11 protein-coding genes are annotated in these 13,114 nt (G+C 69.1%); 4 read left to right on the top strand and 7 right to left on the bottom strand.

What is annotated here, in order from left to right; genetic code table 11:
* The 6 genes from FMQ63_RS28550 to FMQ63_RS28575 all read right to left on the bottom strand — a co-directional run.
* Positions 1–821, bottom strand: an 821-nt coding sequence (locus FMQ63_RS28550; RefSeq protein WP_141276789.1) for a hypothetical protein, incomplete at its 3' end; no start/stop codon positions are given.
* 2 nt (positions 822–823) lie between these two features.
* A complete protein-coding gene (locus FMQ63_RS28555; RefSeq protein ID WP_011550977.1) occupies positions 824–3,439 on the bottom strand; it encodes a TonB-dependent receptor in 2,616 nt (871 codons plus the stop codon).
* A gap of 39 nt (positions 3,440–3,478) precedes the next feature.
* Positions 3,479–4,282, bottom strand: a complete 804-nt coding sequence (locus tag FMQ63_RS28560) for an OmpA family protein (RefSeq protein WP_011550976.1) — start codon at positions 4,280–4,282, stop codon at positions 3,479–3,481.
* Between the two features lie 132 nt (positions 4,283–4,414).
* Positions 4,415–4,969: a chalcone isomerase family protein gene (locus tag FMQ63_RS28565; RefSeq protein WP_011550975.1), complete on the bottom strand. Its 555-nt coding sequence runs from the start codon at positions 4,967–4,969 to the stop codon at positions 4,415–4,417.
* Between the two features lie 168 nt (positions 4,970–5,137).
* Positions 5,138–6,142: a 3-oxoacyl-ACP synthase III family protein gene (locus tag FMQ63_RS28570; protein WP_011550974.1), complete on the bottom strand. Its 1,005-nt coding sequence runs from the start codon at positions 6,140–6,142 to the stop codon at positions 5,138–5,140.
* A 98-nt stretch (positions 6,143–6,240) separates the two neighbouring features.
* Positions 6,241–7,152: a hypothetical protein gene (locus tag FMQ63_RS28575; RefSeq protein ID WP_020478719.1), complete on the bottom strand. Its 912-nt coding sequence runs from the start codon at positions 7,150–7,152 to the stop codon at positions 6,241–6,243.
* A 161-nt stretch (positions 7,153–7,313) separates the two neighbouring features.
* Between FMQ63_RS28575 and FMQ63_RS28580 the strand changes: the two genes are divergently transcribed.
* Complete coding sequence (locus tag FMQ63_RS28580) at positions 7,314–9,527, top strand: molybdopterin oxidoreductase family protein (protein WP_020478720.1); 2,214 nt, start codon at positions 7,314–7,316, stop codon at positions 9,525–9,527.
* On the opposite strand, the gene FMQ63_RS28585 is transcribed toward FMQ63_RS28580, so the two are convergent.
* Positions 9,463–10,422, bottom strand: a complete 960-nt coding sequence (locus FMQ63_RS28585; RefSeq protein ID WP_020478721.1) for a lysylphosphatidylglycerol synthase domain-containing protein — start codon at positions 10,420–10,422, stop codon at positions 9,463–9,465. The genes FMQ63_RS28580 and FMQ63_RS28585 overlap by 65 nt on opposite strands.
* Before the next feature lie 356 nt (positions 10,423–10,778).
* Between FMQ63_RS28585 and FMQ63_RS28590 the strand changes: the two genes are divergently transcribed.
* The 3 genes from FMQ63_RS28590 (at position 10,779) to FMQ63_RS37615 (ending at position 13,077) form a co-directional block, all read left to right on the top strand.
* The gene (locus FMQ63_RS28590; protein ID WP_011550970.1) at positions 10,779–12,125 is read left to right on the top strand and encodes an AHH domain-containing protein; all 1,347 of its coding nucleotides are present in this window, start codon (positions 10,779–10,781) and stop codon (positions 12,123–12,125) included.
* Positions 12,126–12,701, top strand: coding sequence for a DUF1629 domain-containing protein (locus FMQ63_RS28595; protein WP_011550969.1), 576 nt, complete (start codon positions 12,126–12,128; stop codon positions 12,699–12,701).
* 154 nt (positions 12,702–12,855) lie between these two features.
* Positions 12,856–13,077 carry a hypothetical protein gene (locus tag FMQ63_RS37615; protein ID WP_176973844.1) on the top strand — a complete coding sequence of 74 codons (222 nt, stop codon included), beginning with the start codon at positions 12,856–12,858 and terminating at the stop codon, positions 13,075–13,077.
* The last annotated feature ends 37 nt before the right edge of the window (positions 13,078–13,114 follow it).

Raw genomic sequence — 13,114 nt, forward strand, 5'->3', positions numbered from 1 at the left:
CCCCAGCGCGCCACCACCCAGAAGGTGACGCGCTGGGGCGTGGCGGGGGTGTCGTACGCCGACGTCGGGTCACCCGGCCGGCCTTCCACGGGCTCCTGGGAGCGGAACTCCTTCACCTCGCCGTCGCCAGTGGCGAACCAACTGAAGAAGACCTGCTCGGGGCGCGAGCCTTCGTCCGTCTCTTCGATTTCGACGCTGCCCTCGGCCAGCACCGGCGTGAAGGTCACCTCGCGCGACACGGGCAGCGGGCCGGTGAGCGGCGCGCCGTCCCACAGGACGTCCGACACCACCGGGTTCTGGTTGGGCGTGGTGGTGGCCCGCAACGTCACCCGGCGCACGCCGCGCTCCGTGCCTTCCGGTGTGCCGCTGCCGTCCGTGGCCTCGTAACCGATGAAGAGCGGAATGCCCCGGGCCAGCGCCTCGCGCAGCGCCGGGTCCTCGGGGTCCAGCGTTCCACCGCCCCCCGGATTGCCCGCGGCCAGTGCCTCCAGCAACACCGCCTGCACGTCCGGGTCCGAGAGCGACAACTCGCCGTCCGGCAACGGCACGCTGTCGTCCCCCGGGCACCGCCCGTCATAGGGATTGCCAGTGAAGCGGCACAGCGCGTAGCGGACGGTGACGGGGCGCGCGTCCGGCGTCACCGCCAGCGCGTTGAACGTCATGGGCCCGGGCAGCGTGGAGGCGTCCGGGTCCACCACCAGCTCGGCGGGCTCCGCCTGGATGGCCAGCACGCGCACGCGCCGGATTTCGCTCTGAAGCTCGAAGTCGGGCCCGCAGCCGGCGAGCAGCACCACCACGAGCGCGGGGAGGATGGAACGCATGCTCAGAAGCTCCCCCGGGCGCCGATGATGGGAAGGATGGGCAGTCCTTCGAAGAAAGCGCTTTGGGTGTAGTTGTAGTTGTAGGCGATGCCTTCCACCGCCGGGTTGTTGTAGGCGTTCGTGAGGTCCAGGTAGACGTTGAGCGCCCACTTCTCGAAGGCGAAGTTCTTGTCCACGCGGATGTCCAACTGGTTGAAGGACGGCAGCCGGCGCGAGTTCACCGCCGCGTAGAGCGGGATGAAGACGTCCGACCCATCGTCGCGCACCGAGCCCACCACCGGCGTCGTGGGATTGCCCGAAGCGAAGCGCATGCGCGCACCCACCTCCCAGCCCGCCGGCAGCTTGTAGGACGCAATCGCTGTCAGCACGTGCGTCTGGTCATTGTCGAAGAGGCGCCAGCCCACGCCCGGCGCGTCCTGGCGCTCGCTGCGGCTGAGCGTGTAGGAGACCCAGCCGAAGAGCCGGTCCGTCAGCGCGCGGCGCACCAGCACCTCCAGGCCATAGATGCGGCCCACGCCGCCGTTGCTCAACCGCTCGGGCACCCGCTGGCCGTTGCGCACCACCGTGGCGTTGGAGCGGACGATGAGCCCGTCCAGGTCGTTGTAGAAGACCTCGCCGCCCACGAACCACTCCGGCCGCGCCTGCCACTCCGCGCCCACGCTGTACTGGAGCGACCGCTTCGCGCGCAGGTCCGGGTTGCCGAAGGCCACGCTCGGCTCATCCTGCACGGGTGGCCCGTGATAGACGCCCGCGCCGCCCTTGAGCGTCAGCGTGTCCGTCAGGCCGTAGCGGACCGCCAGACGCGGGTTGAAGGTGCGACGGGCCTGGGTCTGGTCGGTGAAGATGTAGCTCTCCGCGCGCAGGCCCGGCACCAGCAGCAGGCGCGGCACGGGGCGCCAGCGCGCCTCCACCCAGGTGGAGGGGAAGTACTGGAGGAAGTCGCCGTCCGCGGTGAGCACGTCATCGGTGACGGTGGGCGTGGGCGGCTCCCCCTCGCGGGAGAGGCCCTGGATGCGCGCGGTGACGCGGGCGAAGTTGCTCACCACGTCGATGCCGCCCGCCAGCGTGAGCGCCTCCCCGAAGGCGTACTCCACGGTGGAGCGCAGGTTCAGGTCCGTGGAGGCGATGCGCAGGCCACGGTCGCCGATGCCAAACTGGACCAGCGTGTTGCCCACCAGGCCGTGCGTGTCCAGGGTGAGCGCGTCCGCGCGGTACTGGTGCCGCAGGCGCAACTGGTTGAAGCCGGTGGTGACGTTCAGCCCACCGGTGACGGTGGGGTCGTCGTCCGCCGGCCGGTCGAAGACGAGCCCCAGCCTGTCTCTGGAGGTGAGTCCCTGCAGCGTGAAGGTGTGGCGCGACCTCGGCTTCCACACCAGCTTGAGCTGCGCGTCGTAGTAACGCGGCGCCACCTGGAGGCTGGGGCCGTTGTCGCCCTGTGGCACCAGGCCCAGCACCAGGTCGATGTACGAACGCCGTCCCGCCACCGCGAAGCTCAGCGTGTCGGTGATGGGCCCCTCCACCACCGCGTTGGATTCGATGAGGCTGACGCCCACGGTGGCGTGGAGCCGGTCCGTGCGCGGCTCGCGGCTGCGCACGTTGATGACGCCGCCGGTGATATCTCCGTAGTACGCGGAGAAGTTGCCGGGCAGGTAGTCCACCGCCTCCAGCAGCTCCGAGTTGTAGACGGAGGTGAGGCCGCCGAAGTGGTAGAGCAGCGGAATCCGCTGGCCGTCGAGGAAGACGCCGGACTCCTGCGGGCCCGTGCCGCGGATGACGAGCTGGCCACCGTTGAAGGCGGGGCGCGCCACGCCGGGCAGGTTCTGCACCACCTTCAGCGTGTCACCCTGGGTGCCGGGGACGCGCTGCACCTCGGCCAGTTGGAGCGTGGTCTGCGTCACTTCCTTGCGCTCGCGTTCGCTGCGCACCACCGTCTCGAACGCGCCGAAGATGCGCTTGCGCACGTAGTACGTGGCGCGCGTCTCCTGGCCTTCCGTGAAGGTCTCCTCGGTGCGGAAGCGCTCGTAGCCGCTCTGCACCACCAGCACCTCATACGTGCCCAGGGGGATGCCGCGGAAGGAGAAGCGGCCTTCCTCGTCGGTGACGGTGGAGCGCTCCAGCGCGGGCAGCACCACCTCCGCGCCCAGGAGCGCGTCTCGCGTGCCCCGCTCCAGCGCCCGGCCGCTGAAGTTCACTGGAGCCTCGGGCTCCACGGCGGCGGCGTCCTCACCCTCCGGCGGCGGCGGTGGACGGAAGACGAACTGGTAGGCGTATTCGATGCGCACCGGCGCGGGGACATCGTCCACCTCGGCGGGCTCGAACTGAAACTGGCGGACCGCCTCCACGGCGGCCTCGTCGAAGCCGTGGCCGGCGGGTTGGGACACCTCGACGTTGGAGACGGCGCCCGTCTCCGAGATGTCGACCCACATCACCACCGTGCCCTCGAGCTGCTGGGCCGCGGCTTCCGGTGGATAGAGTGCCTCCACCTGGCGCATCAGCGCGGGGGGCTTCGTCAGCACGCCCTGGGGCGCGCCGGCGTCGGCATCCGTGACGCCCGCGTCCTGCTGAGCGGCGGCGCCAGTGGCGGCGAGGAAGCAGAGGACGGCGAGGAGGATTTTCATGAGGGGCGCGGGACTCCCGCGCCCCTCCTAGTGCGGCGCCTACTTCGGCGCGAGCACGATTTCGATGCGGCGGTTCAGACTGCGATTCTCCGCCGAATCGTTGGCCGCGATGGGCTGGTACTGCCCATAGCCCGCGGCGGAGAGGAACGTCGGGTCCACGCCAGCGTTCTGGAGTGAACGAACCACCGCCATGGCGCGTGCAAGGCTCAGCTCCCAGTTGGACGGGAACTGACCGCCGCCGGTCGGAACGTCGTCCGTGTGGCCTTCCACGCGGATGATCTTCCCCTGCACCGTCTTGAGCGCGTCGGCGATCTTCTTCAGCGCCTCCTCGCCTTCCTTGCCGACCCGGGCGGAGCCGGAGGCGAAGAGAATCTTGTCCTTGAGCTGGACGGTCATCTTGCCCTTGAGCTCGGACAGCTCAATCTTGCCGTCGGAAATCTCCTGCTTGAGGCTCTGGGCCAGGTTCTCGTACTCGGAGCTGCGCTTCTCCAGCTCCTCCTTCGCCTGGGCCAGCTTCTTCGTGTTGCGCGCCAGCTCATCGTTGAGGGCGGCCAGTTGAGAGTTCTTCTCCTCCAACGCGCGGCGCTCCGCAGCGCCCGCGGTGAGGCGGGACTCAGCGGTGCCCAGGCGGGTGTTCAGCGCCTCCCGCTCCTGCTCCAACTCGGCAATCTTCTCTTCCAGCGCCTTCACCTTGGCTTCGGCGGCCTCGCGAGCACCCTTCTCGTCGTTGAGGCCCTTGGCGAAGTTCTCCGCCTCGAGCGCCTTGGCGTCGAACTTCCCCTGCGAAACACAGCCCGTGGTGGAGAGCGCGACGAGTGCAGCCAGAACCAGCGGTTTCCGCATATGTACGTGTCCTCCTGACACCTGTGAATGAAGCGCCAGCCTATCGCTGGTGGTGCTCTGGGTCAGGAAGAACCTCGCACATATTTTGTGCTGAAACGAATGAATGGCTGACGGGACAGCCCGGTGTGTCAGTCAGCGCGGAAAAATAGGATGAGAGTCGAGCCAGACGGAGAAGAGTGCGTCCGCGAAGTTCTTGCCGGGGATGAAGACGCCACCGGAGGCATCTCCTCCGACTTCGAGCCCGACGCCCGGGGTGTAGGTGATGACGAGGTCCTCGCCCTTCTGCACGTCCTTCAGCGACGCGAGCATGATGCGCAGGTGGTTCGCCAGCGGCCCCCGGCGCAGGGCGGGGCTGTGCTCCAACCCGTCCCGGAAGCTGCCCACGAGCTGGTCCCGGGAGATGTTGCGCAGGAAGTGGAAGTGGAGCCGCTTCACGGAGTTGGAGTTGATGGCCTCGTGCGTGGAGCGTGGCCGGTCCTCCATGTAGAGGCTCCAGACGTAGACCTTGAAGAAGAGTTGCTTGTGCAGCTCCATGTGGGCGAGTTCGACGGTGCGCCCCTTGAGGTTCAGCGACACCGGCATGTGCACGCCGCCAACCTGCTTCTGTCCCGCCTGCGCGGCGCCCGCGACGAGCAGCATGCCCGCCACGAGACACCGCAGATTCCCACCCCACGCTTGAGTACGCATGCGCCCGACCCCCGACCCCAGACCCCACTGAATCCGACAGGACATACGCTGCACACGCTCCCGGGCACCGCCAACGCCCGGAAGGGCAACGCTGTACAGCAGTGGACGGGGACAGGTCCCGAGAGGCTCAACGTCGGGCAATCAACCGCGTGGGGCCCGCCGGGCGGCTCACTGCGCCGGGGTGCGCTCCAGCAAGGCGCCGGCCCACGTCAGGCCGCTGCCCACGACGCTCAGCACCACCGCGTCTCCCACGGCGGGGTCGTCCCAGTGCTCGCTCAGGACGCCGGGCGCGCCCGCGGCGCCGGTGTTCCCCCGGGTGTGCACGTTGAAGAAGTGCCGCGCGTCCGGCACCTCACACCGCCGCTGCACGGCCTCCAGCATGCGCAGGTTGGCCTGGTGCCCGATGAAGGAGACGGCCCCCGCGCCCTTGTCCGGGTGACGCTCCATGAAGCGCGTGCGCAGGGCCTGGAACGTCTCCCCCGCGCGGCGGATGGCGAACTTCTGCACCTCGCCGCCGTTCTGGGTGAAGTGCCCCATGCGCGGCACGCGCACCTTGTCCGCGCCCGAGGGGTCTCCGGCCAGCAGCGTCTCCGTGAGCTGCCAGCGTCCCGGCACGCGCGGCGACAGGATGGCCGCGGACGCGCCGTCTCCCCACAGCACCGCGCTGGAGCGGTCCGTGTAGTCCACTACACGCGTGGAGTTGTCCATGTTGACCACCAGCACGTAGTCCGGCAGCCGCTCCGGCCGCATGCCCGCCAGGAAGTGCAGCTGCATGCAGAAGGACGAGCAAGCGCTCTGCAGGTCCACCGCCGGCGCATGGATGTTCAGCAACTGCGCCACCCGGTTGGACTCGGCGGGAATGCACTCGTCGGGACTGCATCCGCCCGCCACCACCAACCCGATGTCGGACGGCTTCAGCCCCGCGCGCTCCAGCGCCATCAGCGCCGCGCGGCGTCCCGTCTCCGCGTTGCTGAAGAGCGCCGCCTCCTGCGCCGCGCGCACGTCGCGATTGCGCGTCTCCCGCAGGTAGTCCAGCGGCAGCACCGTGTGCCGCGTGCGGATGCCCACGCGGTCCACTATCCACGCATCGCTGGTCTCCAGCCCCAGCTCCTCGAAGAAGGCGTTGGTCAGAAGGTTGGGAGGATGGAAGTGGCCGAGCGCGTGCAGGTACATTCAGAACCCTCTAACCGCGCAGCCTCCCAAAACTCTGTCAGCCGTCTGTCACGCCTCCGCGCCTTCGCGCCCAGCGGACGACCTGCCGGGCCATCCACCTAACGCGCGGCGTCAGCCTTCCGGCCCATGAGCCGCAGCCGCATCGCGCCCTCGCCGCGCGCCTCGAAGCCCTGCTCGACGGCGTCGTCGGTCAGCTCCACCTTCACCGGCCCGGACAAGGTGAGCTCCAGCAACTGGATGCCCTCCGCGAGGACGGACATCTGCCCTTGCAGCGGAATGGTCAGCAGGAACGGTGCCTTGGTTTCCTGGCGTAACACCGTCATCGCCACGTCGAAGATGCCCACGGCGCCGCGCGGGTCCTGACGCACTTCGACCAACCGTGCGCGCGCCTGGGTGACACGGGTGTTATCGCCCTGCTCGTCCACGATTTGCTTCGCGAGCGTATCGGAGAAGCCTTCCAGGGTGGCGCCCACCGCCAGAGGATTCTTCGGAAAGGCGGCCTCCATCCGGTGGGGCTTGCCGAGCTCCGGCAGGTGCTTCGCCACCTCGTCTGCTTCCTCCTTGGGCACCGGCTTGCCCGCCGCGTTCGTGATGACCACGCGGTCCTTCTTCCACTCCGCCAGGTACGTCTTCCGGCTGATGGGGCTCGCCTTGCGCTGGACCTTGCCCTGCTGCTCGGCCACCTCGCCCACGTCGTCGAACGCCATCTTCACCTTGGAGATGACCTTCCCCTTCGCGGCCAGCACCGTCACCGTGTGGCGGCTGGACGAGGTCACCGACATCGCCACCGACATCGGCTTGTCCATGTCCGAAGCGCGCAGGTCGAGCGCCAGCCGCATGTCCACGGCGTTGTCCAATTCCTCCTGGTACCCCACGCGGGCGTTCATCTGCTTGAACTGGATGGTCGGCGCCTTCACCTCGGCCACGGGCGCAGCCGGCGCCGCGGCATGGGCGGCGAGCGGCGCGAGCGAGAGCCCCAGGGAGACGACGAACGGATACACACGGTGCATGTGCTGCCCTCCTGGGACGGCATCCTTTCACGGGCCCCTCGCACGTGTGCCGCTGAAATCGTGCAGTCCGCCAGGAAGCCCATCGTCTGAACCCAGACGGATGGAAGCGCGACCCGCGCCGCCGGGCGGACGGCCCTCCGCCGCGCGCTACAGTTCCCCGAATGAGCGCCGCCCCGGGTCCCCAGGTCCACTTCCGCACCTGCAACCTCTGCGAGGCCATGTGCGGCCTGCGCATCGAGCTGGACGCCGGACGCATCACCTCCATCCGGGGCGACGCGGAGGACCCCTTCAGCCGGGGCCACGTCTGTCCCAAGGCCCTGGCGCTGGAGGACCTGCACCAGGACCCGGACCGGCTGCGCGGCCCCATGCGCCGCACCGCCAGCGGTTGGGAGCCCGTCTCCTGGGACGACGCATTGGATGAGACCGCGCGCCGCCTGCATGCCATCCAACGGGAGCACGGCCGTGACGCGGTGGGCGCATATCTGGGCAACCCCAACGTCCACAACCTGGGCAACATGCTGTTCGGTCCGGAGCTGCTGCGCACGCTGCGCTCGCGCAACCGCTTCTCCGCGACGTCCGTGGACCAGCTGCCGCACCAGCTCACCGCCTACCTCATGTTCGGCCACCAGCTGATGGTGCCGATTCCCGACATCGACCACACCGGCTACATGCTCGTGCTGGGCGCCAATCCCCTGGCGTCCAATGGCAGCTTGATGACGGCGCCCGACGTGCGCGCCCGCCTGCGTGCCATCCAGCAGCGCGGCGGCCGCATCGTCGTCATGGACCCGCGCCGCACGGAGACGGCGGCCATCGCCGACACGCACGTCTTCATCCGGCCGGGCACCGATGCGCTCGCGCTGCTCGCCCTGCTGCACGTGGCGGTGGTGGAGCACGCGCCGCGCCTGGGGCCGCTGGATGCCTTCACCGACGGCCTGGAGACCGTGTGCGCGCTGGCCCGGGACTTTCCTCCGGAGAAGGTCTCACCGCACACGGGCGTGCCCGCGCACACCCTGCGCCGCATCGCCCGGGACTTCCTCTCCGCGCGAGCCGCCGTGTGTTACGGCCGCATGGGCGTGTCCACCCAATCCTTCGGCGCGCTCTGCCAATGGCTCATCACCGTGCTCAACGTGGTGAGCGGCAACCTGGACCGGCGCGGCGGCGCCATGTTCACCCTGCCCGCGTTCGACGTCGTCGGAGGTCCACGGGCCCTGGCCGTGGGCCGCGGCGGCTTCGGCCGCTGGAAGAGCCGCGTGCGAGGGCTTCCCGAGTTCGCGGGGGAGTTGCCCACGGCGGCGATGGCGGAGGAGATGCTCACGCCGGGCCCAGGCCGCATCCGCGCGCTGCTCACCGTCGCGGGCAACCCCGCGCTGTCCACGCCTGATGGCGCTCGGATGGAACAGGCGCTCGCGGGCCTGGACTTCATGGTGAGCATCGACCCGTACCTCAACGAGACGACGCGCCACGCGCACCTCATCCTCCCGCCGGTGTCACCGCTGGAGCGCAGCCACTACGACATCGCCTTCCACGCGCTGGCGGTGCGCAACACCGCGAAGTACTCGCCCGCCCTCTTCGAGCCCGGGCCGGGCAGCCGCCAGGACTGGCAGATTCTGCTCGCCCTCCAGCACCGGCTGCTGACGCTGCGCAAGGGCCGCCCCTCCGTGCGCGCCACGCTCAAGTACCAGGCCCTGTCCCGTCTGGGTCCGGAGCGAGTGCTGGACCTGGGCCTGCGGCTGGGGCCCTACGGCGCGCGCTTCCACCCGGCGAAGCAGGGCCTCACCCTGGAGAAGCTGCGCCAGTCGCCCCACGGCATCGACCTGGGGCCGCTCCAGTCCTGCCTGCCCCAGCGCCTCCAGACGAAGGACCGCCGCATCCACCTGGCGCCGGAGCTGCTGGTGGCGGACGTGCGACGCCTGCAAGCAGCCTTCCCCCAGGACACCGTCCCCGAGCAGCACAGTGGCGAGCTGCTGCTCATCGGCCGGCGGCACCTGCGCGACAACAACTCCTGGATGCACAACGTACCGGGCCTGCTGAAGGGCAAGCCGCGCTGCACGTTGATGATGCACCCGGAGGACGCGGCCCGGCGGGCGCTCGCCGACGGCATGGAGGCCACCGTCACCTCGCGCGTGGGCACAGTGACGGTGCCCATCCACGTGACGGACGAGGTGATGCCCGGTGTGGTGAGCCTGCCCCACGGTTACGGACATGGCCGCCAGGGCACCCGGCTCGCCGTGGCCACCGCCCACGCGGGCGCCAGCCACAACGACCTCACGGACGCGCAGGCCGTGGACGCGCTCTGCGGCAACGCCGCCTTCAGCGGCACGCCGGTGCGGGTGCTACGGGCAGCGGCGCCCGAATCCGCCACACCAGCGGGATGAGCGCCCCCACCAGCACGAACAGCAACTGCACCAGGTGCCCCAGCAGCGCCACCGACATGGCGCGCGCGGCCGTGGTGTCCAGCACGCCCGCAGCCAGCGCGAAGGCGCCGTCACTCACCCCCACCTGCCCTGGCACCAGCGAGCCCACCGCCAGCGCGCACAGGTAGAGGCCCTGGGCGAAGAACGCCTGCACCAGTGAGGTGTCGATGCCCACCGCGTAGGTCAGCACGCCGTACTGCGCCACCTGGAACAGCCGACTGCACAAGAATGCCAGCATGGGCGACCACGGCAGCAACGAGCCACACCGCGCCGAGGCCTTGAACTGCTCCGCATGGAGCGCCCAGCGGCTGAAGCGACACACCAGCCACGCACCGGGCCGCTTCGCGCGCATGCACGCGCGCACGCCCACCGACACCAGCACCAGCAACCCGCCATGCGCCAGCATGAGCATCGTGAAGAGGGACATGCCCGTCAGCATGTAGGACGCGAGGGCGCAGGGGAACGAGATGAAGCCTCCCGCCGCCAGGGACGCCGCCTGCGAGGTCGCCGCCGCCGCGGTGGCGGTTCCCCCGCCCATGTAGGGACTCAGCAGGGCCGCCTTGGTGGCCTCCGCCGCGGCGCGGCCCGCCGGGGCCATGCTGGACACCGCGGTACCGATAAGCTGCGCGCGGGCCAGGACGCGCCAGGGCACTCGCCCCGCTCCCGGTCCATAGGCACGTCGCGTGGCCAGCCCGTCCATGCACTGCCGCCCCAGCTCCAGCAGCACCACCCACGGCAGCCAGGGCGCCGCGCCGGACAACACGGCGCCCAGCTCGCGAGGCCCGGCCTTGTGGACCAGCAACGCCAGTGTGCCAACACCCGCCAGCGCGAAGACGGGCCGAAGCCCTACCACCATCCATCGCTTCAGGACCCGCTGCGGCGCCGCTGCTCCCACAGCGCCTGCTGGCGGGGCCAGGGACAACTCCCCGTGCGCGTTGCTCACCATCGACCTCCTCGCCGTCCCGTTGCCCGCAACGGAAAGTGAGCAGCGTGGACGCGACTGGCGAGCCCCGTCTGTCCGCCTGTCCCCAGCCACGCACGGGCCGCGTCCAGCGATGGACAGGCGTGCGCCCCAGGCGGACACTGCGGTGGATCACATCGGCAGATTGGGCGCTCGGCGCGCTCCTCGAAGCGGTCAGCTCGTCTCGTCAGGCTCTTCTGGTAGTTCTGGACTTGGCCTCGTAGGAGTACGCCCGGAACCGGAGGACGAGGATGAGAGCGCATGCGGTCATCTGGCTGTCGCTGGCGCTTGCCGTCACGGGCTGCTCGACAACCCGGCTCGTACGTCTGGACACAGGGGATGGGCCTTCCAGGGTCCACACGCCGTTCACGGACGATGACACCGGGCCCGTGGAGCTGGACGACGATGAATTCGAGGAGGCCATGGTGGAACTCGCCCGGGACGTGCGGCCCTTCTCCAATCCCCTGCGCGAGGCCCGCCAGCGCTTCGGAGTCCCCGAGCGAAGCGGCGTGTACCTCTACCAGCCTCGCGGCCCCCGGCTCATTCTCCAGGAAGAGAAGGACCCGGACGGCCCACGCCTCCTCGAGTCCTACGCGGATGATGAGCTGACGCGCGCCTATGGCCGCTGGTGCGAACGCAAGTCGCAGCCCGGCGACTGCCTGCGCCTGCTGGCCGAAGGCCCGCTGCTGGCCAGCGACGGCAAGTACTCGCTGGCCATGGCCATCGCCATGGACTCGGTGTGGGAAGAGACGGCCGAGGCGCTGGAGGACATGGCCGACCCGCAGGCGCTGCTGGCGACGGTGAGTGCCTCGGTCAGCATGTACCTGCTCCTCTGGTCGCTGCCCGAGCCGGTGAGCAAGGGCCTGGCAGCCCTGCTGACGGCTACGGCCATTGCCTATCTGGGCGTGGACACCGTGTGGCGCATTCTGGACGGATGGATGGCGCTGGTGCGCACGGTGGACCGAGCCACCACCTTTGTACAGCTCAGCGAAGCGGGCGAGGCGTACGGCGAAGTGCTCGGGGAGAACGCGGCGCGCGTCTTCGTCATGCTGGCCACGGCGGCCATCGGCCATACGGCGGGACTGGCGGCGAAGGCTTCGAGGCTGCCGGGCTCAGCGCAGGCTGCGCTCGCGGTGGAGACGCAAGCGGGCTACCAGTATGTGGCCATTGGAGGCGTGCAGTCGGTGGCGATGACGGCCGAGGGATTCACCGTCGCACTGGCGCCCAACGCGGTCGCCATGGCGGCCCGGGGTATGAGCGGCGGCCACACCGAGGACCACCACCTGGCGACGAACAAGAACAGCGTCTCCACCGCACGCGGCGGGCCCTGGACGCCGAAGTTCGAGAAGATTTTCAGGAAAGCAGGAATGGAGTTGAAGGACCCTGAGAACATCGTGCCCATTCCGGGCCACAAAGGGCCTCATCCGCAGGAGTATCACGACCTGATCCACGAGCGGCTGTACGACGCAACCCGCCGTTGCCGTAACGTTTCTGAGTGTAGAGAAGCACTGACGAGAGCACTCAGACGGCTGGCTGCGGAAACTCGCACCGCGGGAACGCGGTTGAACCAGCTTGTCACCAAGAGCGCACAGCCCTAGATGCCCGCCATGACCCAGCGCTTCTTCAGGTTGAAGGAGGATGTCCAGGTTCCAGGCCGTTGGCATCTGGATGACCCTCTGGACCAACATGGATGCGAGGTGGACGATCCGAGAAGCTTCAATGAGGGTCGTCCGGTCCCTGTGGAGGGGCATCTCAAGATCCCTATCCAGCATGTGGGCAAGCCGCTGGATTTCACGCTGACGGCCCTGAGCGTTCCCATCATCCACGTCAGGGTCGCGGAGGTCTTCACGGAGCTTGCCCCTGACGACGTGCAGCTCATTCCCGTCGATATCCAGGGCTACCCGGACCAGTACCTGCTCTTCGTGGTCACGCAGCTCGTGCGTTGTATCGATGAGAAAGCGTCCGAAGTGCAGTTCTGGATGCCGGAGGATGGGCTGCCCGAGAAGGTGGGCCGGTATTACGCCGTCGACAACCTGCGCATCGACGCCAAGAGGACAGGTGACACCAAGGTATTCCGCACGGAGGGCTGGCCTCTGGCCCTCATCGTCTCCGAGGACATCAAACAGGCACTGGAGCGTGTGAAGGCCACCGGTGTGAAGTTCACGCCGGTGTAGCTCGTGCGACCGCCCCACACCCCTGCTGTCTGAAGCACCTGGATGCAGAGGTGTTGGGGTCCTGATGTCACCCGCATGGCTCGTTCGTGCTGACCGCCTCCTCAGACGCCTGGAGACCACGGGGGCGCCGCATGCACAGCTCAAGCATCACTTCGTGGGCCCGCTTCGCCATGTCGTGCAGCTCCGCCGCCGCTTCTTCCTGGCCGTAGGCATCGCCCTCTCCAAGCCAGCGGCGGAGGTCCGCCGCCAGCTCCCGCGCCATCTGGTAGCGGGCGGCCGGCGGGGCTGGAGGAACCTGCGCAGCGCCCCCCGGAAGGCAAAGCGGTGGGGCACGGCGACTGCTTGGATGCTCGGCGCGCCCCTCGAAGGCCGCTAGGGTGCGCCCCACACTCCCACACGAAGCATGGAGCGTC

Origin of the sequence: Myxococcus sp. CA005, from assembly GCF_006518205.1 — a bacterium.
Classification (GTDB): Bacteria; Myxococcota; Myxococcia; order Myxococcales; family Myxococcaceae; genus Myxococcus; species Myxococcus xanthus.